Below are 26,231 nucleotides of genomic sequence, written 5' to 3'. Positions count from 1 at the left end.
CAGAGCGCGCGTCGATGCCCTGGCGTGGCCGGAAATGCCGCCGGCTGCCCCTATCCGCCCTGCGGGCACCTTCCCCCGAAGGCGTGGGAAGCGAGTTGGCCTGCTCGGCCAGGGAAGAGATGCGGTGCGCTTGTCGTGGGCGGTGTTCACTCCCTCTCCCGCCTGCGGGAGAGGGTTGGGGTGAGGGCGCTTTAAGACCGAACGGCTCAGCCCTTGCGCACCACAACCAGGTGCCGCTCGCCCTCCAGGCCGGGGACCTGCAGCGGATGCACCTCGCCCACCGTCCAACCGGCGGGCAATGCGGCGATTTCGTCGTGCGGGTACACACCCTTCATCGCCAGCAGGCTGCCGCCCGGGCGCAGCAGGTGGCCGCCGACGGCGATGATGCCGGCCAGCGTGTCCAGCGCGCGCGCAGTGAGGTGGTCGTAGGCGGCCGGTTCGTCCAGCGCTTCGGCACGGGATTCGGCCACGCGGGCGTTGCCCAGCTCCAGATGCCGCAAGGCCTCGCGCATGAAGCGCGCCTTCTTGCCGTTGCTTTCCACCAGCGTCACCTGCAGCTGCGGGCGGGTGATCGCCAGCGGGATGCCAGGCAGGCCGGGGCCGGTGCCCAGGTCGGCCAGGGTACCGCTGGCGATATAGGGCTGCATGGCCAACGAGTCGAGCAGATGGCGGGTGACCATCTCGCGCGGGTCGCGCACGGCGGTCAGGTTGTAGGTCTTGTTCCAGCGCACCAGCAAGGCCAGGTAGCGCAGCAGCGGTGCGGCGAACGCCGCGTCCAGGGATTGGGACTGCAGGCCACGCTCGAGCGCGGCGGAAACATCGGGGGCGAGTGCGGCATCGTTCATGCTGCAATTATCGCAGCTGGATGATGCGGAGGTGCGGGCGTGTCGGGCGCGTTGGCGATGCCCGGGGCTTGGACAGGACGCTGGCGTACGTGAACTTGCCCAGCACGATCGTCAGGCGTGGCGTTGGCGCAGGACCTGCAGCCACGACAGACCCCGGCTGCATCGGCTCATGCGCAGCGCTGTGGGCAGGATCATCCGCCGCCGCGGCACTTCCCGTATCCGCCGTCCGCTATCGATGGTGCAGGCAAGCCTGCACCGGCAGCGGTAGCCGTGTCGCTGCCATTGAACGGACATCGGCCCGTCGCACTATGGTCGCGTTCGCCAGATCGCCCGTGTGCCCATGTCCTTGATCAACCCATCTTCCGCAGTCCCTTTGCCCGCCTCCGACAACGCTCCTGCCGCCGTGGATCGCAGCCGCCGGCGCCTACTCATCGCTGGCGCCAGCCTGGCTGCGGCAGGGCTGCTCAGCCCTTTCGCACGCGCCGCCGACAGTGCCGATCCCTTTACCCTGGGCGTGGCGGCCGGCGACCCGTTGGCCGATGGCTTCGTACTCTGGACGCGGCTGGCACCGCGTCCCTTGGACCCGGACGGACGCGGCGGCCTGCACACCGCGGTGCCGGTGCGCTGGCAGGTGGCCTGCGACCCGCAGATGCGCACCATCGTGCGCCAGGGCGGGACCGTCGCCAGCCCTGCCTGGGGCCACGCGGTGCACGTGGAGCTCACCGGTCTGGCGGCCGATCGCCCTTACTGGTACTGCTTCCAGGCGCTGGGTGCGCGCAGCCCGATCGGCAGCGCGCGCACCCTGCCGGCGGCGCACCAGACCCCGGACACAGCGCGGTTCGGATTCGTCTCCTGCTCGCACTGGGAGCTGGGATATTTCAGCGCCTACCGCCACCTGGCCGCGGAACAGCCGGACCTGGTGTTCTTCCTGGGCGATTACATCTACGAGTACAGCAACCACGGCGAGGCGGCGAACAAGATCGTGCGCCCGCACGGCAGCGGCGAATGCCTGGATCTGGCCGGCTACCGCAATCGCTATGCGCTGTATCGCACCGACCCGGATCTGCAGGCGCTGCACGCCGGCAGCGCCTGCGTAGCGACCTGGGACGACCACGAGGTACAAAACGATTACGCCAATCGCTGGTCGCAGGACCCGGCGATTCCGGTCGACACCTTTCTGGCCCGGCGCGCTGCCGCCTACCGCGCCTTCTACGAACATTTCCCGCTGCGTGCGCGGCATCGCCCGCACGGCGCGGACATGCGCATCTACCGGTCGTTCGATTACGGCCAGCTGGCGCGTTTCTACGTGCTCGATGGCCGCCAGTACCGCAGCGAGCAACCCTGCCCGCAGGCCAATGGCTGGCGCGGCGGCCATGTGGTGGCCGACAGCGCACCGACCCGCAGCGCACCATGCTTGGCTGGGAGCAGGAGCGCTGGCTGCATGGCGGCTTCGCGCAGTCGCCAGCACGCTGGAACGTCATTGCGCAGGATCTGCTGGTGGCACCGATGCGGCAGGCAGGGCGCGACGGCGTGGTCGGGCACTGGACCGATGGCTGGGACGGCTACCCGGCCACGCGCGAGCGCATGCTCGATGCAATAGCGAACACGCGCCTGCGCAACCCGGTGTTCTGGGGCGGCGACATCCACTCGTACTGGGTCACCGACCTGAAGGCCGATCCGGGCGACGACGCGTCGGCAACGCTGGCCACCGAATTCGTCGGCACCTCGGTCACCTCCGACGGCCAGCCCAATGCCGAACTGCATCAGACCATGGCGCTCAACCCGCACGTGCGCTACGTCGAGGGCGAAACCCGCGGCTATGTCTCGGTGACGCTGACGCCAGGCCAGATGGAAACACGACTGCAAGGCATCTCCGATCGGCGCGATCGCCAGGCCAGCGTCAACACGCTCAAACGTTTCGTGGTCGAGGACGGCCGCGCCGGCGCGGTGGAGGCGTAATCCCTCTACTCGAAAATTGCTCGCTACATATTCGGATATAAAATTCGCAAGCAATCTAAACCGGCTAGCTCGACCTGTACGTTTTGATCTCGACAGCTAAACTAGACGTCCTCCTAATATAGACTCCGCCCGGGGATTTCCACCCGGGAGCGGGTAAAGCGGCTACTTCATCGCACTAAGATGCGATTTATGATTAGCTATAAATATGGAAATTCCACGACCCGGAAGGAAGGTCTTTCGCACCACCAGTGTCGTTCTTAATGTACAACGCCACTAATGAATTAGCCTGGACATTGGCAGTAATTGTAAGATCACTTATGTCATATGGCGCCGAAAAAGCGACAAAATCACCAAGCACAACTCCACGTATATTCAATAAAATTGTAGCTCTCGCGCCAGCCGCTATGGAAGGAGGGTTCACTACGACTGTAGCAAAAAATTCACGCCTTCCCACTTGATTGAATGGCGTAGAAATTCCCAAGATTTGATTGCTGCGTGCATCAGTGTCAGCACGTCCCGAAACCCCAGTATTTGCGTCTCGGAGGATATTTCCTGTCACCAGGGTAGGGGCCCCGGATGCTGCCACATTAATGCTTGTGGCATAGCCGCGGATGGTATTCCCACTAATCGTGCAATGGTTTCCATTACCTTGTAAGTAAACGCCGCTACTTGCGACAGAACTGTCAGTCCAGATGTTATTACCTGTGATCGTACCCCGATCCGTGGTGGCGCCAAAAGCTGCGACTGGCGTTCCATTGATGTTGTAAAAGTTATTCCCAGTTACGCAATATCCACGAACATCATTTAGCCCGAGCCCTTCTTTTTTACAGATAGCGCCCCCTGCTCAAACTTATTTCCTGTTATGCAAACCCAATCTGCATTATTGAACAGAGCCAAACGACCATCCAAGTCGCCGAAACCAACGCCAGAATAAATATCACAACCAACTACGTATATAGTCCGCCAACCATCTGTCCTGATCGTATTTTTCTTACCATTGAGATGTACGCCAGTAATGTACAAATGGGGATTCCCATAAGGCGCACCCGCGGATTCAAAAACCAGACATTCGTCACTGCCGACAATTAACGATCCTGCACCGACAAATACTGACTCCATCCAGCCGGTCCCCCAGATTCCGTAAACAGCGCCATTCAAATCCAAATGTTCGAATCTTAAATTGTAGGTCGGCCCATTATTTGCGTGCTCCATGCGTATACAAGCCGTAGACTGATTTCCGAAAAATCCGATAAATACTTTGCAAACCAGCATATCGCCCGCTTTTGCCGTCCTAATTCCATATTTAAATGCAAGGCTATTTTCAAGATCATTGGCGATCCGAATATTTTCCACCAACATCGGACACTGCCCTCCATTTTCTTGCATATATTCCACATTTATAGCTGCGCCTGTAGAGTTGGCCGCAGCGTAGAAAAAAATATTCCGTATGGTGCAAGAGTCGAAAGCTTTGCTAGAGGGCGTGCCAGCAATAGGCCCATTCAGTATGAAATTGAATGTGTGCCCGGCTGATCGTGATAAAATTACGACGCCCTCTTCAGTCTCGCCGGAAATTTCAATACTATTTCCAGTAAAATTGAGTTGTGAATTTAAATTATATCTTCCATTTGGAATGAAAAGCCGGCCACCTGAAGGGCGAGCCTGAAGATCACTCAGTGCTGATTGAAATCCAGGGGAGCAGTCATAGGTGCTGGTGCCAGCAAGAATAGCAATGTGCTCATCGAATGGAATGTAATCAAGCACGCTAACTGGGAGATCTTGCCATATCTTATCCTGCAGTGTACGCGCAGCCGCAGCTGCACCACGCTGCTTAAATCCAAGAAGCGATGTTCCAATGTCTGGATTGGCGAGATCCGCTCGAAGCGAATCAGCAGACTCTCCATCCACGTCGTTACGCGTGCTACCTGTATTCATATCAATCACCCTGTTTCCATTTAGAATATTTAACCATTGCAGACAAAGCTCACGCACCTTGCTTATAAAATCCGTGCAGGCAGATTGCCTAACCCAAGGTGTGAAACACGCAGGGCGTAACGTGGATTTGATGTCGCCGTGCTTACTGTCAAAGAATAATAATGATGTCAGCTCACCACCTATTCGACGCCAGACAGGCTCAGTTTCAACCTCAGCTGGCGCAGATCCTGAGACTGGTGAAATCTCGTATGCGAGCCACTGCTGCTGCCGTACTACAGCTTGGTAGCGCAGCAAGGCCGCGCGGCCGCTAGTTGAGTGAGTGACATGTGAATTTGATGTTTCGCCATGAAAGAAAATTGGGACGGAGTATCCAGACCCATTGATCCAAATCTTTTAAGTTAGATGCCGATGTTGAATATTTTCCACGCCTGCCAGCGCAGAACTGCCGCGACGGCAGATTTTTAATTCTTGGCCCAAGTTGAGTTGAATGCACAAATTGGCCCTGACCGTGACGTTGCGCGAGCTGAGCGGGGATTGAGGCTCATGCGTCGGCTTTAGGATAGAACGCCAGCGCCGCGCGACACTCTGGAGCAGCCCACCATTCGTGCAGCTGCCAGTGTGCGGCCTGGCCGAGTTCCGGATCGCACCACTGCAGGCGCAGTGCGCCGTCGGGTGCGAGCGCATACGCAAGCCGGTGCAAGCCGAACGACAGGCCATGCCCATGGGCCTTGAGCAAGGCTTCCTTGGCGCACCACAGCCGGAAGAACAACGCGTGTTGTGCATCCGGCGCCAGCGCAGCGAGCAAGGCGATCTCGTCGGGATGAAAGAAGCGTTGCGCGATTTCCAGCACACGCGGCCGCGCGCGAATGCGCTCCAGATCCACGCCCAGTCGCACGCCTTGGCCCAGCCCCACCAGCAGATACTCACCGCTGTGGCTCCAGCCGGTATCGCGGTCGGGTAGCGCGGCGTGCAGCGAAGGACGCCCGCGTGCATCGCGCTGCAATGGCACCACTGCCGGATCGATGCCCAACGCCGGGCCCAGCAGCTGACGTGCCTGCGGCTCGCCACGATCGCCAGGGCGGTGCGGGCGTAGCCACAGCTGCACCGGGCCAACCTGCCAACTTGCGTGCGCTGTCACGCGCCGTACACCAAGCCGAACATTCGGCCACAGCGTTCATCGCGCTCGACAGCTGCTTCACGCGCGGCTGCGTTGAATGGCGCCCATGCACCACTTCCGGTGCACGCGAACAGGGAGATCGGCAACATGGGCATCATCATCTGGTTGATCGTCGGCGGCATCGTGGGTTGGCTGGCCAGCATCATCATGCGCCGCGACGCGCAGCAGGGCATCATCCTCAATGTGGTGGTCGGCATCGTGGGTGCATTGATCGCCGGTTTCCTGTTTGGCGGCGGCATCAACCAGGCCATCACGCTGTGGACCTTCGTGTGGTCGCTGGTGGGTGCGGTGATTTTGCTGGCCATCGTCAACCTGGTGACCCGCGGCCGCCTGCGCTAACGCAGCGCCTCATACAGTTCTCGCGTCACGCAACGCCCGGGCCCGCCCGGGCGTTGTCGTTTCAACCTTTGGCGGCGATGCGATCGGCCGGATGATGCACGCCGTCTTCCACCGGCACGGCAATGTTCAACGCATACGGATTGACGCCCTCCAGGCAGCCGACGTTATAGCCGTATTCGTTGGGATTGGAGCGGCGCCGGTGATGGGTGTAGATGCCGCACACGCCGCAGAAATAGTGCGCTGCCGTCTGCGTATTGAATTGATACAGCCGCAGCACGTCTTCGCCCTGTACGACATGCAGGCCATCGAGGGTGACCGACGCGACGATGGCGCCGCGACGGCGACACATCGAGCAATCGCAGCGGCGTGGATCGAGCAGGCCATGCGGCAGATCCAGATCGATCTGCACTGCACCGCAGTGGCAACTCAGGCGATGCACCGGCCCCAGCGTGACATCGCCCACCTTGTGCGTGCTACGACGCAGATGCCGCTCGCTCATGCGCCGACCTCCGCCAGCCGCACCCACGCCGGCGCATGGTCGCTGGGGCGCTCCCAGGTCCGCGGTTCGCGGTCGATGCCCGATTCCACCGCGCGCGTGCGCAAGGCTTCCGAGACCAGGGTCAGGTCGATACGCAGGCCCAGATTGCGGCGGAAACCGGCCTGGCGGTAATCCCACCAGCTGAAGTGTTCGGCGTCCTGGTTGTGGAACCGGAATGCGTCGTGCAGGCCCAGTGCCAGCAGCTTGTCCAACGCGGCGCGCTCGTCGGTCGAAGTGAGGATGTGGTGCTCGTTCCACACCGTCGCATCGTGCACGTCGCGCGCATCCGGGGCGATGTTGAAGTCGCCCAGCACCACCAGCTGCGGGTACCGCTGCAGCTCCTGCGCGATCCAGTCGTGCGCTGCGGCGAGCCAGCGCAATTTGTAGGCGTACTTGTCGGTGCCCACGTCCTGGCCGTTGACCACATACAGATTGATGATGCGCACGCCATCCACAGTGGCGGCGATGACGCGCTGCTGCACGTCGTCGAGCCCGGGGATGCCCATCTGCACGTCAACGGCCGGCGAGCGCGACAGGATCGCCACGCCGTTGTAGGTTTTCTGGCCGCAGAACACGCTGCGGTAGCCCAGTGCCGCCAGCGCCGCATCGGGGAACTTGTGGTCTTCCAGCTTGGTTTCCTGGATGCCCACCACATCCGGCGCAAACGCGGCGAGCCACTGTTGCAGGTGCGGCAGGCGCACATTGAGCGAGTTGACGTTCCAGGAGGCAATCTTCATGGCGCGGACCGTGGTCCAAACCACCAATGGTACCGCGCCATGTGTCGCCCTCAGGACGGTGGAGCCCGGCGTGGCAGAACCGGGGCATTCCGCCACGCGCTGCGGTTGTGTCGTCGGGAAGGCGCGTGCGGTCCTGGCGTGCGCGTTATCGGTGCCGCCCATTGCGCGGGCGCACTGGATCGGCGCAACGGACGCGCTTGCCCGCGAACGGTGGCGAGCGGCCGGCGGTCACGCGCGGGCGCGGCCGGTCCGGCGACCGCCGCCTGTCACCGAAAGCGCGAGGCGGGCACCTGCGCCGGACAGCCGCCGCCAATTCAATCACTTAGCGTGAAGCAATCCTCCCGGTTGATATGGGTAAGCTTGCCCGACCCCCATGACACCGCTAGCCATGCCGTCATCCGCCGCAGTCGCGTTGCCGCCGCAGTCGCCTGCCTTTCCCAGCCTGAGCCGCAACGAGCGCGACATGCTCGACCGCCTGCGTCTGGCCGGTGCGCTCACCCGTGCCGACCTCAGCCGTGGCACCGGCTTGACCATGCAGACTGCGGTGCGCCTGATCGAAGGTCTGCACGCGCGCGGCATGGTGCAGATGGGCGAGGCGGTGGCACGCCACGGGCGCGGTAAGCCCGGGGTGGCGGTGTCGCTGAATCCGGCGCATGGGCACACGTTGGGCATCTCCATCGCCACCGATGCGCTGGCCCTGGCACTGGTGGATTTTTCCGGTGCCCTGCTCGCCTGCAGCGAGGCCGCGCTGACCGACACCACGTTGTACGGGGTGCTCACCCAACTGCAGGCCGCCGATGCGGCGCTGCTGGCACGCGTGGACACAGCCGGCGCGCGCCTGGGTATCGGCGTGGCGCCGGGCGGGTACTTCACCGGCGAGGATGCCTTCATCCATCGGCCCGAACCGCTGCGCGCCCTGGGCCAGATCGCACTGTGCCCATGGCTGGCCGAGGCGTTCGGGCAACCGGTGTGGATGGATAACGACGGCAGCGTTGCCGCCGCCGGCGAAGCGATGCTGGGGGTTGGCCGGCGCCATCGCGACTTTGCCTATCTGTCTGTAGGTGACGGCCTGGGCGGCGGCCTGGTCATCGATGGCCAGGTGATGCGTGGGGCACGTGGCAACGCCGGCACATTCGCCGACATCTTGCCGGCGCCGCAGCGGGAGCCGGCCACCCTGGAAGTGCTGCGCGAACTGCTGGCCGAAGACGGCCTGGCGTTTGCCGATGTGCACAGCCTGCTGGCGGCCTACGATCCGGCCTGGGCGGCGATCGAGCGCTGGATTGCCGGCAGCGTACCTGGGGTCGCGTCGATCGTGTCGGCCATCACCGCCGTGTGCGACCCCGACGCCATCGTGTTCGGCGGTCGCCTGCCGGGCGATCTGGCGCAACGCCTGATCGCCGCAGTGCAGATCGCCACCCTGCCACGCGGCGACCAGGCGCGCCTGCCGGTGCTGCTTCCGGCCGAGGCGCCTGCCGATGCCTGCGCGATTGGCGCGGCCAGCTTGCCGTTGCAGGCGCGTTATTTCGGCTGAGCAAGGCGCTGCACCCGCATCGCCAGCGCGGCTAGCGTCCTGGCTGCGACGGCAGATGCGCATTCTGGTAAGCCGGCGCGTTGCTGCGATCTCCTAGTTGCCGCAGAGGGCGGCAGCAATCGTCGAACAGTTCCATCGCCAAATTGCGTGCCTGTTGCTGCTGCTGTTGGGTAAGCGCGTCCAACATCTCGTCTTCGGCCTGCAGCGGCGCAGTTGCGTCCAGCGGCTGCCCCGGCGGCTGGCGTGCAGCCAGTCGCCACGCCGCTGCATACACCGGGTCGGGCGCATGCAGCAGCGGCGATTCCACCACCTGCGCCAGGGTATCGATGGCATCGCGGTGACCTGCCAATGCCAGCGCCTCCAGTTCGCTCACGATGACAGCCACCTCGCGCTCTGCATCCGGCGACAACGTTGGCTGCGTGCCTGCAGGCGCGGCCGCCACAGCACGCTGCATCAGGTCGGCAGCGCGTTGCGCCAGCAGATAGCGCTGGGCAGCCGTATCGCCACGCGCGGCGGCGGTCCGTAGCATCGCCTCGATCTGCAAGGGCGTGTCTGCCACGCATCCGGCCCGACCAGGCAACCCTGCGACCATCACCCCACCGCGCGCGATCTGCGCAGCCTGTTGGTGCTGACGTTCGCGGCAGGCGAGTTGCTGCATGGCGGTGTCGAACAAGCTGGGCGATGCGCCATTGAATGGCTGTCGCGATCGGCCAGCGCCCGAAGGCGCGCTCGGCAGCATGGCTCGATCCTCGACACGCGGTGTGTCGGGTGCATGCAACGCGTGCAGCGACCCTATGACCGCCAGCACCAGCACGATCGCAGCAACCCTGCCCGGCCATGGCCAGCCTGATCGATCGCCAGACCGATGCGCCGTTTGCGGTCGGCTTGTCATCGCACCCCGCCTCAACGCAATGCCGCTTCCAGCGTGGCGTGATCGAAACGCACCGGGTTGGCCTGACGCAACTGCTCCAGTGCGTTGGCAGCCGCCTGGTCGCGCAATTGCACTTCGATCTGTCCGCGTGCGCTGTCCAGGGTTGCCGGTCGCCGCGCATCGACACGGATCAGGTGGTAACCCTCCGGGCCACGCACCGGCGCCGACACCTGTCCCACCGCCAGGTCCTGCACCGGCGCGACAAACGCGTCCGCCACGTTGCGCAGAAACATCGGCGACAGTGCGCCGCCTTCGGCCGCAGTGCTGGCATCGTCGGACTGCTGCATCGCCAATTCGGCAAACGGTGTGCCGGACTCCAGCTGTTGCTTGAGGCGCTGCGCCCGGGCAAGCGCCTGCGCATCGGTCAGTGGCGTCCCGCGCCGCGCGGCGCCCTGCGGCTTCAACGCCACGAATACATGGCTCAAGTGCACTTCATCATAATCGTGTGGATGCGCATCGAACTGCGCCTTTATCTGCGAAGCATCGATCTGCGCGCTGTCGCGCGCACGCGTCTGCACGGCCTTGGCCAGGATCGCATCGGTTGCCTGACGGATGCGCGCGGCCACGACCGGATCGTCCTGCAGATGCACACGCCGAGCCTGCTCCACCAGCAACAGGCGATCGGCGAATTCGCGTACAAATGCCGGGTCGGCTGCACCGGCGGGATCGAAATCCTGCGGCAAGCCAGCCAGCGCAAGCACACGGTATTGCTGGGCATCGAGCGATTGCTTGCCGATCTGCAGCACCGTTGCCTGGTGACTGCGTCTATCGGATGCGGTAGTGGCGGCCTGCGCCGCTGCCACGCAGAAGATCGGGCTCACCGCCAGCGCAGCGAGCAAGAAACGTCTGGAAAACATACGACAACCTCCGTTAGACAAGACCCGACGGCAGTCGGCGCCGCCGTCGGGTCGGCCAGATGCACGCGTTATTCGTGCTTGCCGCGCGCACGCAGATAGGCGATGGCCGCCTTCGGGTCATCGGTGGTGATCAGGCCGAATGCCTCGTCGTGCACGATGAAATCCAGGTTGCCGCGATTGTCGGCGGTGTCGCGGCCGCCGGCGTAGGCGAAGTACAGATCCGACAAGGCATAACAGCAGGCACCGCTGTTCTGATAGAACTTGCCGGCAGACGGACCGTCGGGAATGGCCTGGAAGACACCGACGCGATAACCGCGCTCACGAATGAAGTCGGCATCGCTCTGCAACAGGCCACCGAGCTGCTTGACGTTGATCTCCATCGTCTGCTGGCCGTCGTTCATCCACGCCGAGATCGTCTGGCGCACGTTGATCTTGCCGAGCATGTTGGTGGTGAACACCGGAATGCCGACCATGCCGCTACCGTCGGCACGGTAGGCATCGCGACTGGTGTACAGCGTTGCATTGACCTTGGCGGCGACATAGCTGCCGGAGGCCACACCGAACGCGCCTTCCGCCGCTTTGCGGACAGCGCGTACCGTCGCCGCATCCTTGATGTCGAACACCATCGGAGTGCGCAGGTTGTGCTGCTTGTAATAGGCGAACACGTCATCGACGCGCGGCACGTGATAGCCGGTAATGGTGTTGCGGTCCGGGCTCAGCAGGAACAGCGCGCTGACCTGCGACCAGGGTGTCACCAGCACTGATGGGTTCACGCCCTGGTTGGTGATCGGGTCGTATTTGACGCCGGGATGCTGCTGCCACACGGTGGTGGTGCGGCCAGGTTGTAGTCGTGCAACAGGACCGGCACGCCATCGCTGGTGAGCTTGACGTCCAGCTCCACGCCATCCATGCATTGATCGTTGGCAGCCTGCAACGCGCCGCGCGAGTTTTCCGGCAGATCGGCGATCCCGGCGTATTTTCCCCATAGGCCGCGATGCGCCAGCACCGTGGTCTTGTCGGCGCCATTGAACAGGATGGCGTTCATTTTGGTTGCGCTGGAGTCGCCGCACGCGGCCATCGCCCACTGTGGCAATGCTGCAAATAACGCAATCGTTCCGAGGCGCCGGCACGCACGGGCCAGCCTATGAATCTCACAGGAAGTGGTCATGTCTCATTGTCCAGAGTGAAGGAAGGTGCATCCCCAACGACAAGGACCGACGGGTCGACACCATCGATGCACTCGCCGGACAGCACACTCGCTCAACGGATCAATGGCCGCGAGGGAGCGCAAGCCGGCCGCAATTGGCGGTCGGCTTGGCGAAAAACTTAGTCACTTTCCATGACCTAATTTCTTCGACCAGATGGCGGTTTGCTACCGGCGCGCAGCGATGGCGCACGCAACGAAAGACATGTCCAACATGTGTCGGCCGGGGTCTATTGCAGGTGTTTCCCGGCGTCGGGACAACCACGAAATGCCGGCGCTCGGCCTGCATAGGGCACTGCGCGTGCGCGTGCGCACCACCACGAACACGCGGCCACCGGGGCCACCGGGGCCAGGGCCGCGCGGGTATCTCGCACACGTCACTGGCCGGGCCGCCAGAACAGCGGCGGCGGCGCCAAAACGCACAACGCCGGCACTGGGCCGGCGTTGTGCGGTCGCATCAACCATCAACCCATCTATCAGTGACCCGAAGCGCCACTGGCACCCAGGCCGGTTTCGGCACGGATCTGCTGCGCCTTGAAGGCGGCGCGTTCGTTGGCTGCCTGCGGGCTGCGATCCAGCACCGAGAACAACCAGATGCCGACAAAGCCAATCGTCATCGAGAACAGCGCCGGCGAGGTGTACGGGAACGGCGCCGAGCCGGCCGCATTGCCCAGCGTGTCCACCCACACCGACGGCGACAGGATCGTCAGCACCAGCGAGGAGATCAGGCCGAGGAAGCCGCCCACCACCGCGCCGCGGGTGGTGCAGTTCTTCCACAGCAGCGACAGGATCAGCACCGGGAAGTTGGCCGAGGCGGCGATGGCGAAGGCCAGCGACACCATGAAGGCCACGTTCTGCTTCTCGAACACGATGCCCAGCAGCACGGCGATCACGCCCAGCACCAGGGTGGTGGCACGCGAGACCTTGAGCTCGGAGCCGGGCGCCGGGTTGCCCTTCTTGATCACCGTGGCGTACAGGTCATGCGACACCGCCGATGCGCCGGACAGGGTCAGGCCAGCCACCACCGCCAGGATGGTGGCGAAGGCCACTGCCGAGATGAAGCCCATGAACACGTTGCCGCCCACCGCGTTACCGACCAGTACCGCCGCCATGTTGGCCGCACCCTTGCCGCCATGGATGGTGGCGGTGGCAACATCGGCGAACTGCGGGTTGGTCAGCACCAGCGCGATCGCACCGAAGCCGATGATGAAGATCAGGATGTAGAAGTAGCCGATCCAGGTGGTGGCCCACAGCACCGACTTGCGTGCCTGCTTGGCATCGGGAACGGTGAAGAATCGCATCAGGATATGCGGTAGGCCGGCGGTACCGAACATCAGTGCCATGCCGAAGGAAATCGCCGAAATCGGGTCCTTGACGAAACCGCCCGGTCCCATGATTGACAGGCCTGCTTTCGCCGCATCCTCAGGCGAAGCGCCACCGCTGGCCGCGACCGCGGTTTTCACCCGCACGCCTTCGGCAAACAGCGCCTCGAAGCTGAAGTTGAAATGCCACATGATCGCCACGGCCATGAAGGTCACGCCGGTCAGCAGCAGCACGGCCTTGATGATCTGCACCCAGGTGGTTGCGGTCATGCCGCCGAACAACACGTAGATCATCATCAGCACGCCGACCAGGGTCACCGCCACCCAGTAGTCCAGGCCGAACAGCAACTTGATCAGCGCACCGGCACCCACCATCTGTGCGATCAGATAGAACAGCACCACCACCAACGTGCCGGACGCCGCGAAGCTGCGGATCGCCGTCGGCGCGAAGCGGTAACCGGCCACGTCGGCGAAGGTGTACTTGCCGAGGTTGCGCAGGCGTTCGGCCATCAGGAAGGTCAGGATGGGCCAGCCGACCAGAAAGCCGATCGCATAGATCAGGCCGTCGTAGCCGTTGGCCATCACCGCGGCGGTGATGCCCAGGAACGAGGCCGCCGACATGAAGTCGCCGGCGATCGCCAGGCCGTTCTGGAAACCGGTGATGCCACCGCCAGCGGTATAGAAGTCAGCGGCCGACTTGGTCTTGGCCGCTGCCCATTTGGTGATCCACAGGGTGGCCAGCACGAAGAAGCCGAACATGGCGATCGCCACCCAGTTGGTGGGCTGCTTGTCGACCTGGCCCAGGTCGCCGCCGGCGGCCAGCGCAATGCCGGCAGGCATCAGGCCGGCCAGGATCAGGAGAAGGCGCGAAGTCTTGCTCATTTGCGGGCTTCCTCCAGGATCTGCGCGGTCAGCTGGTCGTAGGTGTTGTTGGCGCGACGCACGTAGATGGCGGTAATGACGATGGTGAACACCATCACCCCGATCGCGATCGGAATGCCGATCGAGGTCACCCCGGCACCGATCGGCTTGGCAAGGAATTCCTTGTCGAAGGCAATCAGGCCGATGTAGCCGTAATAGGCCAGCAACATCAGTACGGTGAGCGTCCAGCCCAGCGTATTGCGCTGACGCTTGAGTGCGTGGTACTTCGGATTGGCATCGATCTTGGCGATCAACGCGTCATTCGAGACGGTCATGGTCTGTCTCCTGGTAGAGCGCTGGTAAGACATGAAGGCGGCGATGCCCGTTCCACCGCAGTGGAACAGGCCGCCAGTGGCAGAACGCTAGAAGCTGTACTTGGTGGTGAACTGCAGACGCGAGATGTCGCCGCTGTCGCCGTTTTCGGCTTCGCGGCGGCCGTACATCAGCTCGGCGCCCACATCCACCTTCGGCAACGGCGAATAGAACACGTTGGCGCGAATGCTTTGCTGGGACTTGCTGGCAAGCCCACCGGTATTGGCCAGCGAATGGTCGTAATTCACCCGCGAGTACATGAGGGTGCTGCGCAGCTTGGCGTTGTAGTCGTGGCGCCAGGCCACCCAACCGGCAACCGTGGTGACGGTCTGGATATTGCCGTCGATGTCGATCTCCACATCCGAGCCGTTGCCCAGGCCCAGATAGCGTCCCAGGCCCTCGCCGTAGCTGAGCTGGTAACGCAGATCGTTCTTGGAGTTGATGATCCAGCGGCCGCCGCCGGCGATGGCACCGCCGAAGTCGGTGTCGTTGGTCAGCGCGCTGCGGGTGCGGTACTGGCGCGCGATGGCCGACAGACCGAAGGTGCCCCAGGTGCCCTTCCAGTTGTAGCGTGCGGTCAGGTCCGGCATCGCGCCATGGTCGGAGGCCAGGATGGTATTGCCGCCCTGGTACGGGGTGGTCAGCGTCTCGGGGTTTTCGGCCGACACGCTGAAAGCGCCGCGGGTATACCGGATCTGGGTCTGACGGCTGAACAACGCACCGTCGGTCGGCCCGACGATGTCGGCCGCTTCCGGCAGGATGGTGGGATCGATGAAGTTGGACCAGGTCTGACCGGCCAGCCAGTTGTTCCAGCTCATGTAGGCATGCCGCAAGGTGCCGCCATACAGATTGTTGACCTGGTTGGCCAGCGCGTTGCCGAAGAAATCCAGTTCGATGAAGGCGGTGAGCTTGTCGCCGTTTTCGGTGACGGTGTCTACGCCCAGATTGAAGCGCGAGAACTTGGCGTGGAAGTCGGTATCGGTGCTGGACGCCTGCCCGCCGACCGGCGTCTGCGTCGGGATATACAGGTAACGTCCCACCGCACCCTCAGGCAGTGCGCCGTCGCTGGTGCGGGTGGTCATGAAGTCGGCCTTGATGAAACCACCGTAACGGAACGTTGTCCCCGGCAACGCGTTCGGCGTGATGCTGGTCAGCTGGATCGGCTTCTTGCCGGCAGGCACCGCCGGTGCCGGCGGCGTCTGCGCCTGCAAGGTACGCACTTCGGTGACCTGCGTCTGCGTCTGCGCGATCTGGCCCTGCTGCTGTTGCTGCGCGGACACCAGCATCTGGACCTGACGCTCGAGCTCGGCGATGCGCGCTTCCAGTGCCTTTTCCTTGGACGTCTGGGCGAACGCAGCGCCCGGCAATAAGGTGGCGACCAACAAGGCGGCCGCCAACGGATGGCGCACCAGCGGTGCAATACGGTGTTTCATGGAACCCTCTCCCCAATGAAGGCCTCGCGCTTGATGGCGATGCTGTGCGGAGCGTGAGGCAGTCCGCGCTTCGGAGCCTATTCGCCTTTGGTCGTAGCTGCAACGCAGCATTCCGCAAGATGATCGATGGTCGCACCGCATCACGCCTGGCATGTGCGTTGCCCCACTCATCCGGGTTACGACCATGGTCTAAGGCGCCGTTGACCGCCGGGACAGAATGGATGCGGCACACTGATTGCCTACCGAGGGCAGCCGCAACGCCCTCTTCCGACAAGTTCATCGCAAGTGAGGGTGCCATGGCTGATGTTTATCCCGTCGATCCCGCGTTCGCCGCCGATGCGCGCGTGACGCGCGAGCAGTACGCCGCGCTGTACCGCGAATCGATCGAACACCCCGAACAGTTCTGGGGCAAGGCCGCGCAGCGGCTGGAGTGGTTCAAGCAACCGACCCAGATCAAGGACGTCAGCTATGCGCTGGACGACTTCCACATCCGCTGGTTCGGCGACGGCGAGCTCAACGCCAGCGTCAACTGCCTGGACCGCCAGCTGGCCACGCGCGGCGACAAGACCGCGCTGCTGTTCGAACCCGACAGCCCGGACGCGGCCTCGTACCCGGTGACCTATCGCGAGCTCTATGAGCGCGTGTGCAAGCTGGGCAATGCGCTGCGCAACCTGGGCGTCAAGAAGGGCGACCGGGTCACCATCTACCAGCCGATGATCGTCGACGCCGCCGTGGCCATGCTGGCCTGCGCGCGCATCGGTGCGGTGCATTCGGTGGTGTTCGGCGGCTTTGCTGCCAACTCGATCGCCGACCGCGTGATCGACTGCCAGAGCAAGCTGATCATCACCGCCGACGAAGGCCTGCGTGGCGGCAAGAAGATTCCGCTCAAGGCCAATGTCGATGCAGCGCTGAAGATTCCCGGCACCAATACGGTGGAAACCGTGCTGGTGGTGCGTCATACCGGTGGCGCGGTGGAGATGCAGGCACCGCGCGATCGCTGGTTCCACGACGTGGTCGACGGCCAGCCGGCCGAGTGCACGCCCGAGCGCATGAACGCCGAAGACCCGCTCTTCATCCTCTATACCTCCGGCTCCACCGGCAAACCCAAGGGCGTGTTGCACACCACCGCCGGCTATCTGTTGTTTGCCAGCTACACGCATGAAGTGGTGTTCGACCTGCGCGAGGACGACATCTACTGGTGCACGGCCGACGTGGGCTGGGTCACCGGCCACAGCTACATCGTCTACGGCCCGCTGGCCAATGGCGCCACCGCGGTGATGTTCGAAGGCGTGCCCAATTACCCGACCGTCTCGCGCTTCTGGGAAGTGATCGACAAGCACCAGGTCAGCATCTTCTACACCGCACCCACTGCGATTCGCGCACTGATGCGCGACGGCTCCGAACCGGTCAAGAAGACCTCGCGCAAGAGCCTGCGCCTGCTTGGCAGCGTTGGCGAGCCGATCAATCCGGAAGCCTGGCGCTGGTATTACGAGGTGGTCGGCGACAGCCGTTGCCCGATCGTGGACACCTGGTGGCAGACCGAAACCGGCGGCATCCTGATTTCGCCGCTGGCCGGCGCGGTCGATCTCAAGCCAGGCTCGGCCACCCTGCCGTTCTTCGGCGTGCAGCCGGCGCTGGTCGATGCCGAAGGCAAGATCCTGGAAGGCGCCACTGAAGGCAACCTGGTGCTGCTCGATTCCTGGCCGGGCCAGATGCGTAGCGTGTATGGCGACCACCAGCGCTTCATCGACACCTACTTCCGCACCTATCCGGGCAGCTACTTCACCGGCGACGGCTGCCGTCGCGATGCCGACGGCTACTACTGGATCACCGGCCGCGTGGACGATGTGATCAATGTCTCCGGGCACCGCATCGGCACCGCCGAAGTGGAAAGCGCGCTGGTCTCGCACCCCAAGGTCGCCGAAGCGGCCGTAGTGGGCTTCCCGCATGACGTCAAGGGCCAGGGCATCTATGCCTATGTCACCCTGATCGCCGGCGAAACCCCGAGCGAGGACCTGCACAAGGAATTGGTGAGCTGGGTGCGCAAGGAGATCGGCCCGATCGCCTCGCCCGACCACCTGCAGTGGGCGCCGGGCCTGCCCAAGACCCGCTCGGGCAAGATCATGCGCCGCATCCTGCGCAAGATCGCCGAGAACGCGCCCGACCAGCTTGGCGACACCTCCACGCTGGCAGATCCGTCGGTGGTGGATTCGCTGGTCAACGAGCGCCTGGCGCGCTGACGCGCTGGGAATGGGGAATCGGGAGTAGGGAATCGGTAGAGCGGTTCCCTGGTTGCTGAGCGTGGGATGGGGATGGGGATTCGTCGGAAGCGAATCTCCTTGCTGCGCTGCCATCGTCGTCAACTGATTTCCTCCAACGCCACCCCACTCAATTCGTTCGTTACTTCTTTTGTTGTCGTGTGCTGCCTGTGCCCTCGTTAGTTGCTGCTTGCTTGCCTGCTTCTGGGCTGCTCTTGATTTCCCGATTCCCCACTCCCGATTCCCGGCTCCCCAATGACCACCCTGCTCATCGCCGACGACCATCCCCTGTTCCGTGAAGCCTTGCGCGGGGCGGTGCAGCGCGTGATGCCGGGGGTAGAACTATTCGAAGCCGATAACGTGGATGCGCTATACACCCTGGCCGATGCGCAGCCGGACGCCGATCTGCTGCTGATGGATCTCAACATGCCTGGCGCGCAGGGATTCAGCGCGTTGGTGCACATGCGCTCGCTGCATCCGCAGTTGCCGGTGGTGGTGGTCTCCGCACGCGAAGAGCCCACCGTGATGCGGCGCGCGATCGACCACGGTGCGTTCGGCTTCATTCCCAAATCCGCCGATTCGGACACCATCGGGCGCGCGCTGGCCACCGTGCTCGATGGCGAGCGCTGGATCCCGGCCGAAGCGCAAAACCTGCCGCCGACCGATAGCGAGGAACGCGAGGTTGGCCAGCGTCTGCGCGATCTCACGCCACAGCAATTTCGCGTGTTGCAGATGCTGGGTGCCGGGCGCCTCAACAAACAGATCGCCTACGACCTGGGCGTGTCCGAAGCCACCATCAAGGCCCACGTCACCGCGATCCTGCGCAAGCTCGGCGTCACCAATCGCACCCAGGCAGTGCTGATGGCCGGCAAACTCGCCATCGATGCCGACGGCATCGTGCTGCCGCCGCCGGAAGAGGAATGAGTCGCGCCGGACGTCCTGCGTTGGGCGTCTAGGGAACACTTCATCGCGCCCGGGTGCGCGCCTGCGCCTGACCCGGCATCCATCCGAGTCACCCGATGCGCTGCACTACATCGCACGCTCCGGCACCGCGGTAGGAGCGCACCCGGGCGCGAGGGCGTTATCGGTAGTGCGGTATCGCGCGCAGCGCGTTCCTGCACTTTTCAGGCCGTGCCCCTATTCCGGCGCGCGCACCAACAGCACGTGCAACTCGCGCATCGGCTCGAAGTTGGCCTGCGTGAACTGGAAGGTCAGCGGGTCGACTTTTTCAGTTCGCCATCCAGGCACACGCTCGGGATGGCGCTGGCCGCCTGCTTGCGAATGGTCAGCCGGACCCCCAGGCAACTTGGCGGGCAAGATTCCCACCTGGTTGGTGCTGTACGACGCGCCGGGCACGGCCCGCAGCGACGGCGAGTGCGTGGAAGCAGCGCCACCGTCTCGATGCCGGCGGGCAGCAAACGCTGCGCGCGCCGGTGCAATCGTGCCTGCGCCAGCATGCCGGCCTCAACGCAGGCTGTTGCCTGCTTGATCGGGCCGTTCCAGTGGTTGCCGTTCGTGCGCACGTAGCACAGGTTGGTCCATTCCAGACCGTCCTTGTCCTCACGACGCTGCATGCTGGCCTGGGTCGTCGGTTCGATACAGGTGTCTTTGCATATGACTCCAGCCACTCCCTGCTGGGCTGCGGGACGTTAATGGACAGGCTGGATATAGAGGTGTGGCGGATCTGCACTCTGACCTTGGCAGGAAATTCCTGCTGCCAGACGAAGTAGGCATTAAGCGTGAATCGCGCCGGCCCATCGCCATCGACCCAGTGCGGGCAGCGGTTTGCGTCCGTTCGGCGGCGTGGCCGGTGCGGTAAAGGCGGCGACATTGTCCTGGGTCCAGCCGGTGGCGGCGAACGCGGTGGAGCTCCTGCTGCCGTCATTTAGCAGCATAACCAGCTTGCGCGCGGTGGCAGCCGGGTTGCCGTCGGCCCCAGAGTTTGAAATCGCTCAGTGCCTTGTTGTCGGCCATTCGGCAGTACATCGGCAGTATCAGAAAGACCACCGGCACGCTCAGGTCGCGCTCGCTAGTGGTGGCGAAAACGTTGTGCGCGCTCGCGCAACGTCATCCCAGCTTCCACGCGCTTGCCCATGCCAACGCCGCATTGCACCCTTCCACGATGCGCTGATTGCGCAAATGCCGATCGCGACACCCTGCTTCAGTGACAAGCCCAAGCGCGGGGGCGTGATCGCATCCACAACCGCATACCGTGCGACATCGCAGTTGTCGATATCACCATTGACCATGAGCTAATGCCTGGGCAAGGCTCGAGCACCCAGGACGCTTTGGAGCTGGCATGGCGCGACGTTTCCCCTGGCTCTGGATGGGCCTGCTGGTGGCCTGTGCATTGATTGCGGTGCTGGCGTGGCAGAACCGGCAGCTACGCGTGCAGCAGCAGTGGCTGCAGACGCGCATCAGCACGCCGTATGACGGCATGTACGTGCCGCGTATCGAAGCGACCGATGGCGATGGCCGGCGACATCTGCTCGGTGCGTCGCAGGGGCCGGCACAGGTGCTGTTCTTTTTCACCACCACCTGCCCGTACTGCCAGCGCTCGGCACCGACCGTGCTGCGGGCAGCGCGGGAGCTGCAGGCCAACCTTCCCGGCCGGCCGCAGCTGTTGGGCGTGTGCCATTGCGATGCGGCGCAGGCGGCGCGCTACGCCCATGTGCACGGTTTCGATTTCCCGGTGGTCACGTTGACCGATCGTCGCGCGCTGATGCTGTTCCGCGCACGCAATGTGCCGCTGCTGATGGCCATCGATGGGAAGGGGCGCGTGCGTCATTCGCATCTTGGCATTTTCGATACCACGGAGCGGGTGCAGGACCTCGTTGCCGCCTTGCGCCGCACGGACGCGCCAGCGGCTTTTGCAACGGTGAAGGAGTAATGCATGAAGAAGCGTTGGGTAAGCTTGCGTAGTGCGTTGATGGCAGCGACCTTTCTGGCCAGTACCGGGTTCGGTGCCTTCCAGGTGATGGCGGTCGATAACGCACAGCCGAAAGTCGAATCGTGTAGTGCATGGGCCTGCAAAGCCGAGTGTCCGGAATTCGGCGGCGACCTGGGCCAGGGCAACGTCTGCTACTGCTGCGGTTAACCGCCGGCGACAAAGCGACTGTGTCGCTGCCAAACGGAAGCGGCCGGTGGACGGAAGCAGCGTGTTGCACGCGCATCTTCCGCTTCTGCGCACCGCCCGCCTTCTGCTGACGCTGCACGCACCGTTTTGATCGCCGCTGTTCCGCCTGACGGCGAGGTCCCTCCGGGCCTCGCCGTCTGAAGGTGTCGGTGCGTGGCGTGCCGCGCCACTCAGCCCAGCGCGCGATAACGGAAGTCGCGCATCACCACGTGGCCTTGTTGCGCGGCGTATACGCCCAGTTGCAGGCTCAGAAAACCGCCGAACACGTTGTGATGGAATCCGGACACTTCCATGCGGGTGGGGTGACGCGTCCACTGCCGGCCGTCGTCGAAGGAGTAGTCGAAACTCACGATCTGGTGGTCGTTGGTCAACCGCACGCGTATGCGCCGATGCGTATTGGGCGCGCGTGCCCACACCAGTTCTTCCGAATATTCGTAGGTCTTCATGGTGTCGGCAGTGAAGCCGATGCCGACGAAGGCCTTGTGGTTATAGAACAACACCATGCCGCCTTCGGCATTGCCGACCAGTTCCAGCGTCAGCTCTGCCATGTAGGCGCGATCGGGCACGCCGCAGGTCAGGGGCGTGCTGTCGATCGGCGAGCTGCCCGCACAGGCCAGCGTCAGCGCCTTGTGCGCACGCCGCACCCGCGCCTGTTCGCCGGGCTTGGGCGCATGCAGGCTCCATTGGGTGCCGAACCTGTCGCTGGAAAAATCGTCGGACAAGGCCAACCCCGTCGCCGGCGCCATGCCGCCGGCAGGCACGCGTGCCGGTGTGCGTAGTGGTTTGGACAGATCGCCGCCAGTGGCGCGAAACCAGCCGTCAGCCGTCCACTCGATCGGCTCCAGCAAGGTCTGCCGCCCCAGCGTGCGAAAGCCGTTTTCGTAGCCGTGATAGACCATCCACCAGTCGCCGCGCGGCCCTTCCACCAGCGTGGCATGCCCGCGCGACCACCACGGCTCCTGCTCCGATTGGGTGCGCACCAGCGGATTGCGCGGGCAGTGCTCCCACGGCCCATGCACCGAGCGCGAACGCGCGGCGATGACCATGTGCCCGGTCACCGGCCCGGCGGTGCCGCCAACGGCGGTGACCAGGTACAGCCAGCCATCGTGCCAGGTCAGCTTGGGGCCTTCGGGCGCGAAATTCTCCACCACCCAGTGGTCGGGATAACGCCACGGCGCATAGGCCGGTTCCAGCGGCCCGTCGGTGGCCAGGCCGTCATCGCGCAGGCGGATCTTGCGGATGCCGTTGACGAACAGATAGCGCTTGCCGTATTCGCCGACCACGTGACCGGGATCGATGCAGCCGGCGATCTTCAGGTCGATCGGTGCGCTCCACGGCCCGCGGATGTCGTCGGCCCAGATCACGAAGATCGACCAGCCGGTGTCGTCCGGATTGGCCGGGATGTAGATGTAGTAGCGATCGTTGTGCTTGCACAGGTCCAGCGCCCAGATCGTGCCCAGCTCCTGATGCAACGCCGGGCCGATCGGGGTCCAGTTGACCAGATCGGTGGAATGCCACAGCACGATGCCCGGGTAGGAAAAGAACGACGAAAACGTCATGTAGTAGTCGTCGCCATCCTTGAGGATGGTGGGGTCGGGGTGATCGCCGGCCACGATGGGATTGAGATAGGTGCCGTCGCCCAGATCCGCCTTGCGCTGCCCCTCCACACCGCGCGCCCACTGTGGCGTGCGTGCGCACCGTGTCGCCGACGCCTGGGGCGCAGCCGCCAGCGGTGCGACCAGTGCGCCGGCAGCCAGCCCCTTGAACAAATCCCGCCGTGTCGTGTCTGCCATGCGCCAGGTTCGTCGAAGAAGGCAGGTATCTAGCCGCACCGGCTTTCATGCCGCAACCGCAGACGGGGCGTTATAGGAACTGGTCATGCCATGTGCGAAATCCGACATAGCGCCGCCGGCCTCGACGACGATGCGCACACCCAGGCCAGCGCTATGCTGCGCTGCAGCGTGATCTGTTCATTGATGATTGCCATATTCATATACGAACAGTCCGGCACCTGCCGGATGGTGGACGTTGCAATGCTCAGCTTCTGTTCTACGGATTCTTCAAGCGCCCGCCCCTGCGCCCTGCTCGTGGAGCGGCGCGTATGAGCGGCGTGGCACGGCAGCGCCTGGGCGGCACCGACGTGCAGCTGTCTGCACTGGGCTTCGGTGCGGCCCCGATCGGCAACCTGTATGCGGAAGTGGATGAAGCGCACGCACTGGCAGCGGTTGCAGGCGCGTTCGAGGCCGGCATCCGTCATTTCGATACCGCGCCCTATTACGGCTACGGGCTGAGCGAAGCGCGCCTGGGGCGTGGCCTGGCCGGCGTGCCGCGCGCGGATTACACGCTGTCGACCAAGGTTGGCCGTTGCGTCTACGACGATGCCCACGCCGTTGCCGGCCGCGATGGCTTTGCGGTGGCCGGGCGGCGTGCCGAGTTCGACTACAGCGCCGACGGCGTCCGCCGCGCGTTCGACTCCAGCCTGCAGCGCCTGGGCACCGACTACATCGACGTGCTGCTGCACGACATCGGTGCGCTCACCCACGGCGACAACCACGCCAACGTCCTGCGCCAGGCCTTGGAGGAGGCCTTGCCGGCGATGGCGGAGCTGAAGGCGGCCGGTGCCTGCGGGGCGATCGGGCTGGGCGTCAACGAGCAGGACGTGGCACTGGAGGTGTTGCCGCGCTTTCCGCTCGACTGCGTGATGCTGGCCGGCCGCTACACCTTGCTGGAACAGCACGGCGCGCGTGCGCTGCTGGATCAGGCGCAGCAACGCAATGTGGCGATCCTGTCGGCCGGCCCGTACAGCTCCGGCCTGCTGAGCGACGCACGCGGCCCCGGCGCCACCTACAACTACGCCCCGGTCGACACCGCAACGCTGCAGCATGCGCAGCGGCTGTACGCGGCCTGCGCGGCGTTCGAGGTGGATATCGGTGCGGCTGCCTTGCAGTTCCCGCTGGCGCACCCGGCGGTGACCACGGTGGTGGCCGGCATGCGCAGCGTGGCCGAAGTGCGATCGGCTGCCACGCGGCTTGCCGCTCCGGTGCCATCGGCACTGTGGCAACGCCTGCGCGATGAGGGTCTGCTCGCAGCGGAGCTGCCCACGCCATGAGCCGGGTCGACGCGCACCTGCACTTCTGGCACCTGGCCCGTGGCGATTACCACTGGCTGACGCCGGAGCTGGCGCCGCTGTACCGCGACTTCGGCCCGGATGACGTCAGCGCTGCGCTGGACGCGGCCAATGTCGATCACGTGGTGGTGGTGCAGGCGGCCACCACCGAGGCCGAGACCTGCTACCTGTTCGAGCTGGCCCGCGACGATGCGCGCATTGCCGGCGTGGTGGGCTGGGTGGATTTCGCCGCACCCGATGCGGCTGCACGCATCGGCGCCTTGGTGCGCGCCGGCGGCGGCGTGCTCAAGGGCCTGCGCCCGATGGTGCAGGACATCGCCGACGTGCACTGGCTGGCCAGTCCTGCCCTGGATGCCGCCTTCGATGCCCTGCTGGCGCACGATCTGGCCTTCGACGCATTGATTCGTGCCGCCCATGTACCGGCACTGCAGGCACGCCTGAAGCGCCATCCGGGCTTGCGCGTGGTGGTCGATCACGGCGGCAAACCGCAGATTGCGGCCGGCGAATTCGTCGCCTGGGCCGCCGGCATGGCCGCACTGGCCCAGCATCCCAATGTGCATTGCAAACTCTCCGACCTGCTGACCGAAGCCGCGCGCGGCGCGGGCGTGGACGCGCTGGAGCCGTATGTGGCGCACCTGTTCGCCCGCTTCGGCGCGCAGCGGCTGCTCTGGGGCAGCGACTAGCCGGTGCTGACCTTGCGCGCCGATTACGCGCACTGGTTCGCGCTTGCCCAGCAACTCGTCACCCGGCATGCCGCCGAGCACGCGGCAGCCATCTTCGGCGACAACGCACGCACGTTCTATCGTCTGCCACGGCCGGCGGCCCCCACCCACGGAACCTCATCGGTATGACTGTCTCGATCTCCACCACTCCCAACACCCGCCTGCAGGGCAAGCGTTGCCTGATCACCGCCGCCGGGGCCGGCATCGGTCGCGAAAGCGCGCTGGCCTGCGCACGCGCCGGCGCACAGGTGATCGCCACCGACATCGACGCTGCGGCCTTGCAGGCGCTGGCCACCGAATCGGACGCCATCACCACTCACCTGCTCGACGTGACCGACGCTGCAGCAATCGATGCATTGATCGCTGCGCATGGCCCGTTCGATGTGTTGTTCAACTGCGCCGGCTTCGTGCATCAGGGCAGCATTCTCGATTGCGACGAGCCGGCATGGCGCCGTTCGTTCTCGATCAATGTCGATGCGATGTACTACACCTGCAAGGCGGTGTTGCCGGGCATGCTCGAACGCGGCCGCGGCAGCATCATCAACATGTCCTCGGTGGCCTCCAGCATCAAGGGTGTGCCGAACCGCTTCGTGTACGGCGTGACCAAGGCCGCGGTGATCGGGCTGAGCAAGGCGATTGCGGCCGACTACGTGGCGCAGGGCGTGCGTTGCAACGCGATCTGCCCGGGCACCATCAAGACGCCGTCGCTGGGCCAGCGCGTCAAGGCCCTGGGCGGCGACGAACAGGCGGTGTGGAAGAGCTTCACCGACCGCCAGCCGATGGGCCGCCTGGGCGACCCGCGCGAGATTGCGCAGCTGGTGGTGTACCTGGCTTCGGACGAATCGTCGTTCACCACCGGCCAGACCCACATCATCGATGGCGGCTGGTCGAACTGAGCACCGCTGGCGAACGAGAGTGCAGCCGCCAGGCGCACTCACGCTCGCCAGGGT

The 26,231-nt window shown here is 64.3% G+C and carries 20 protein-coding genes and 5 pseudogenes; 11 read left to right on the top strand and 14 right to left on the bottom strand.

The window, feature by feature from the left end; all coding sequences use genetic code 11:
* Positions 1-206: 206 nt before the first annotated feature.
* Positions 207-845: a 16S rRNA (guanine(527)-N(7))-methyltransferase RsmG gene (gene rsmG / locus ACCQ03_RS01445; protein ID WP_057678845.1), complete on the bottom strand. Its 639-nt coding sequence runs from the start codon at positions 843-845 to the stop codon at positions 207-209.
* A 340-nt stretch (positions 846-1,185) separates the two neighbouring features.
* On the opposite strand from rsmG, the pseudogene ACCQ03_RS01440 reads away from it, so the two are divergent.
* Positions 1,186-2,804, top strand: a pseudogene (locus ACCQ03_RS01440) (alkaline phosphatase D family protein).
* 804 nt (positions 2,805-3,608) lie between these two features.
* Here the strand turns inward: ACCQ03_RS01440 and ACCQ03_RS01435 are convergent.
* Positions 3,609-5,030 carry a hypothetical protein gene (locus ACCQ03_RS01435; protein WP_209227691.1) on the bottom strand — a complete coding sequence of 474 codons (1,422 nt, stop codon included), beginning with the start codon at positions 5,028-5,030 and terminating at the stop codon, positions 3,609-3,611.
* 247 nt (positions 5,031-5,277) lie between these two features.
* Entirely contained in the window at positions 5,278-5,874 is a 597-nt protein-coding gene (locus ACCQ03_RS01430) for a 4'-phosphopantetheinyl transferase family protein (RefSeq protein WP_057678848.1), read from the bottom strand.
* A 126-nt stretch (positions 5,875-6,000) separates the two neighbouring features.
* Between ACCQ03_RS01430 and ACCQ03_RS01425 the strand changes: the two genes are divergently transcribed.
* Positions 6,001-6,252: a GlsB/YeaQ/YmgE family stress response membrane protein gene (locus tag ACCQ03_RS01425; RefSeq protein WP_005914591.1), complete on the top strand. Its 252-nt coding sequence runs from the start codon at positions 6,001-6,003 to the stop codon at positions 6,250-6,252.
* A gap of 61 nt (positions 6,253-6,313) precedes the next feature.
* Here the strand turns inward: ACCQ03_RS01425 and ACCQ03_RS01420 are convergent, their stop codons facing one another.
* A complete protein-coding gene (locus ACCQ03_RS01420) occupies positions 6,314-6,751 on the bottom strand; it encodes a GFA family protein (protein WP_057678850.1) in 438 nt (145 codons plus the stop codon).
* Positions 6,748-7,527, bottom strand: coding sequence for an exodeoxyribonuclease III (xth, locus tag ACCQ03_RS01415; protein WP_209227693.1), 780 nt, complete (start codon positions 7,525-7,527; stop codon positions 6,748-6,750). The genes ACCQ03_RS01420 and xth overlap by 4 nt, the downstream gene beginning before the upstream one ends.
* Positions 7,528-7,915: 388 nt before the next feature.
* Between xth and ACCQ03_RS01410 the strand changes: the two genes are divergently transcribed.
* The gene (locus ACCQ03_RS01410; protein ID WP_209227695.1) at positions 7,916-9,058 is read left to right on the top strand and encodes an ROK family protein; all 1,143 of its coding nucleotides are present in this window, start codon (positions 7,916-7,918) and stop codon (positions 9,056-9,058) included.
* Between the two features lie 31 nt (positions 9,059-9,089).
* Here the strand turns inward: ACCQ03_RS01410 and ACCQ03_RS01405 are convergent, their stop codons facing one another.
* The 6 genes and pseudogenes from ACCQ03_RS01405 to ACCQ03_RS01380 all read right to left on the bottom strand — a co-directional run bounded on the left by ACCQ03_RS01405 (position 9,090) and on the right by ACCQ03_RS01380 (position 16,038).
* Positions 9,090-9,797 carry a hypothetical protein gene (locus ACCQ03_RS01405; RefSeq protein WP_209227697.1) on the bottom strand — a complete coding sequence of 236 codons (708 nt, stop codon included), beginning with the start codon at positions 9,795-9,797 and terminating at the stop codon, positions 9,090-9,092.
* Between the two features lie 164 nt (positions 9,798-9,961).
* The gene (locus ACCQ03_RS01400) at positions 9,962-10,846 is read right to left on the bottom strand and encodes a peptidylprolyl isomerase (protein ID WP_057687116.1); all 885 of its coding nucleotides are present in this window, start codon (positions 10,844-10,846) and stop codon (positions 9,962-9,964) included.
* A 68-nt stretch (positions 10,847-10,914) separates the two neighbouring features.
* Positions 10,915-11,924 (bottom strand): annotated as a pseudogene (locus ACCQ03_RS01395) (glycerophosphodiester phosphodiesterase family protein).
* 602 nt (positions 11,925-12,526) lie between these two features.
* Complete coding sequence (locus ACCQ03_RS01390; protein WP_057687118.1) at positions 12,527-14,254, bottom strand: cation acetate symporter; 1,728 nt, start codon at positions 14,252-14,254, stop codon at positions 12,527-12,529.
* A complete protein-coding gene (locus ACCQ03_RS01385) occupies positions 14,251-14,568 on the bottom strand; it encodes a DUF485 domain-containing protein (protein WP_017156033.1) in 318 nt (105 codons plus the stop codon). The genes ACCQ03_RS01390 and ACCQ03_RS01385 overlap by 4 nt, the downstream gene beginning before the upstream one ends.
* 87 nt (positions 14,569-14,655) lie before the next feature.
* Complete coding sequence (locus tag ACCQ03_RS01380; protein ID WP_057687119.1) at positions 14,656-16,038, bottom strand: DcaP family trimeric outer membrane transporter; 1,383 nt, start codon at positions 16,036-16,038, stop codon at positions 14,656-14,658.
* Positions 16,039-16,334: 296 nt separating this feature from the next.
* Between ACCQ03_RS01380 and acs the strand changes: the two genes are divergently transcribed.
* Together acs and ACCQ03_RS01370 are read left to right on the top strand one after the other, a co-directional pair.
* Positions 16,335-18,278 carry an acetate--CoA ligase gene (gene acs, locus ACCQ03_RS01375; RefSeq protein WP_209227699.1) on the top strand — a complete coding sequence of 648 codons (1,944 nt, stop codon included), beginning with the start codon at positions 16,335-16,337 and terminating at the stop codon, positions 18,276-18,278.
* Between the two features lie 273 nt (positions 18,279-18,551).
* Positions 18,552-19,220, top strand: coding sequence for a response regulator transcription factor (locus ACCQ03_RS01370; protein ID WP_017156036.1), 669 nt, complete (start codon positions 18,552-18,554; stop codon positions 19,218-19,220).
* 213 nt (positions 19,221-19,433) lie between these two features.
* Here ACCQ03_RS01370 and ACCQ03_RS01365 read toward each other — a convergent pair.
* Positions 19,434-19,591, bottom strand: a pseudogene (locus ACCQ03_RS01365) (DUF4424 family protein); the annotation flags it as partial.
* Between the two features lie 189 nt (positions 19,592-19,780).
* Positions 19,781-20,342 (bottom strand): annotated as a pseudogene (locus tag ACCQ03_RS01360) (DUF4424 family protein); the annotation flags it as partial.
* Between the two features lie 280 nt (positions 20,343-20,622).
* Here ACCQ03_RS01360 and ACCQ03_RS01355 point away from each other — a divergent pair.
* Together ACCQ03_RS01355 and ACCQ03_RS01350 are read left to right on the top strand one after the other, a co-directional pair.
* Positions 20,623-21,186 (top strand): peroxiredoxin family protein, encoded by a 564-nt coding sequence (locus ACCQ03_RS01355; RefSeq protein ID WP_209227736.1) that lies wholly within the window; start codon positions 20,623-20,625, stop codon positions 21,184-21,186.
* 3 nt (positions 21,187-21,189) lie between these two features.
* Positions 21,190-21,393 carry a hypothetical protein gene (locus ACCQ03_RS01350; RefSeq protein WP_005922076.1) on the top strand — a complete coding sequence of 68 codons (204 nt, stop codon included), beginning with the start codon at positions 21,190-21,192 and terminating at the stop codon, positions 21,391-21,393.
* 209 nt (positions 21,394-21,602) lie between these two features.
* Here ACCQ03_RS01350 and ACCQ03_RS01345 read toward each other — a convergent pair whose 3' ends face one another.
* Positions 21,603-23,225, bottom strand: coding sequence for a family 43 glycosylhydrolase (locus tag ACCQ03_RS01345; RefSeq protein WP_209227708.1), 1,623 nt, complete (start codon positions 23,223-23,225; stop codon positions 21,603-21,605).
* Between the two features lie 90 nt (positions 23,226-23,315).
* Here ACCQ03_RS01345 and ACCQ03_RS01340 point away from each other — a divergent pair, with 90 nt between their 5' ends.
* From ACCQ03_RS01340 to ACCQ03_RS01325, 4 genes and pseudogenes are all read left to right on the top strand, one after another.
* The gene (locus ACCQ03_RS01340) at positions 23,316-23,537 is read left to right on the top strand and encodes a hypothetical protein (RefSeq protein ID WP_209227710.1); all 222 of its coding nucleotides are present in this window, start codon (positions 23,316-23,318) and stop codon (positions 23,535-23,537) included.
* Positions 23,534-24,541, top strand: coding sequence for an aldo/keto reductase (locus ACCQ03_RS01335; RefSeq protein ID WP_057679661.1), 1,008 nt, complete (start codon positions 23,534-23,536; stop codon positions 24,539-24,541). The genes ACCQ03_RS01340 and ACCQ03_RS01335 overlap by 4 nt, the downstream gene beginning before the upstream one ends.
* Positions 24,538-25,410: pseudogene (locus ACCQ03_RS01330) on the top strand (amidohydrolase family protein). The gene ACCQ03_RS01335 and the pseudogene ACCQ03_RS01330 overlap by 4 nt, the downstream one beginning before the upstream one ends.
* Positions 25,407-26,177 carry an SDR family oxidoreductase gene (locus ACCQ03_RS01325; protein ID WP_017156042.1) on the top strand — a complete coding sequence of 257 codons (771 nt, stop codon included), beginning with the start codon at positions 25,407-25,409 and terminating at the stop codon, positions 26,175-26,177. Before ACCQ03_RS01330 ends, ACCQ03_RS01325 begins: the two are co-directional and overlap by 4 nt.
* The last annotated feature ends 54 nt before the right edge of the window (positions 26,178-26,231 follow it).

Origin of the sequence: Xanthomonas sp. NCPPB 3569 (assembly GCF_041475645.2) — a bacterium.
In the GTDB taxonomy this organism is placed as follows: domain Bacteria; phylum Pseudomonadota; class Gammaproteobacteria; order Xanthomonadales; family Xanthomonadaceae; genus Xanthomonas; species Xanthomonas phaseoli.
Note: the sequence above shows the minus strand (reverse complement) of the source record. Positions and strands in the feature narration are given on the sequence as shown.

What these genes read in the sequence shown, in the direction of transcription:
- rsmG (WP_057678845.1), bottom strand. Translation starts at nt 845, where the DNA reads ATGAACGATGCCGCACTCGCCCCCGATGTTTCCGCCGCGCTCGAGCGT.
- ACCQ03_RS01425 (WP_005914591.1), top strand. Translation starts at nt 6,001, where the DNA reads ATGGGCATCATCATCTGGTTGATCGTCGGCGGCATCGTGGGTTGGCTG.
- ACCQ03_RS01420 (WP_057678850.1), bottom strand. Translation starts at nt 6,751, where the DNA reads ATGAGCGAGCGGCATCTGCGTCGTAGCACGCACAAGGTGGGCGATGTC.
- xth (WP_209227693.1), bottom strand. Translation starts at nt 7,527, where the DNA reads ATGAAGATTGCCTCCTGGAACGTCAACTCGCTCAATGTGCGCCTGCCG.
- ACCQ03_RS01410 (WP_209227695.1), top strand. Translation starts at nt 7,916, where the DNA reads ATGCCGTCATCCGCCGCAGTCGCGTTGCCGCCGCAGTCGCCTGCCTTT.
- ACCQ03_RS01405 (WP_209227697.1), bottom strand. Translation starts at nt 9,797, where the DNA reads ATGCTGCCGAGCGCGCCTTCGGGCGCTGGCCGATCGCGACAGCCATTC.
- ACCQ03_RS01400 (WP_057687116.1), bottom strand. Translation starts at nt 10,846, where the DNA reads ATGTTTTCCAGACGTTTCTTGCTCGCTGCGCTGGCGGTGAGCCCGATC.
- ACCQ03_RS01390 (WP_057687118.1), bottom strand. Translation starts at nt 14,254, where the DNA reads ATGAGCAAGACTTCGCGCCTTCTCCTGATCCTGGCCGGCCTGATGCCT.
- ACCQ03_RS01385 (WP_017156033.1), bottom strand. Translation starts at nt 14,568, where the DNA reads ATGACCGTCTCGAATGACGCGTTGATCGCCAAGATCGATGCCAATCCG.
- ACCQ03_RS01380 (WP_057687119.1), bottom strand. Translation starts at nt 16,038, where the DNA reads ATGAAACACCGTATTGCACCGCTGGTGCGCCATCCGTTGGCGGCCGCC.
- acs (WP_209227699.1), top strand. Translation starts at nt 16,335, where the DNA reads ATGGCTGATGTTTATCCCGTCGATCCCGCGTTCGCCGCCGATGCGCGC.
- ACCQ03_RS01370 (WP_017156036.1), top strand. Translation starts at nt 18,552, where the DNA reads ATGACCACCCTGCTCATCGCCGACGACCATCCCCTGTTCCGTGAAGCC.
- ACCQ03_RS01355 (WP_209227736.1), top strand. Translation starts at nt 20,623, where the DNA reads ATGGGCCTGCTGGTGGCCTGTGCATTGATTGCGGTGCTGGCGTGGCAG.
- ACCQ03_RS01350 (WP_005922076.1), top strand. Translation starts at nt 21,190, where the DNA reads ATGAAGAAGCGTTGGGTAAGCTTGCGTAGTGCGTTGATGGCAGCGACC.
- ACCQ03_RS01345 (WP_209227708.1), bottom strand. Translation starts at nt 23,225, where the DNA reads ATGGCAGACACGACACGGCGGGATTTGTTCAAGGGGCTGGCTGCCGGC.
- ACCQ03_RS01340 (WP_209227710.1), top strand. Translation starts at nt 23,316, where the DNA reads ATGTGCGAAATCCGACATAGCGCCGCCGGCCTCGACGACGATGCGCAC.
- ACCQ03_RS01335 (WP_057679661.1), top strand. Translation starts at nt 23,534, where the DNA reads ATGAGCGGCGTGGCACGGCAGCGCCTGGGCGGCACCGACGTGCAGCTG.
- ACCQ03_RS01325 (WP_017156042.1), top strand. Translation starts at nt 25,407, where the DNA reads ATGACTGTCTCGATCTCCACCACTCCCAACACCCGCCTGCAGGGCAAG.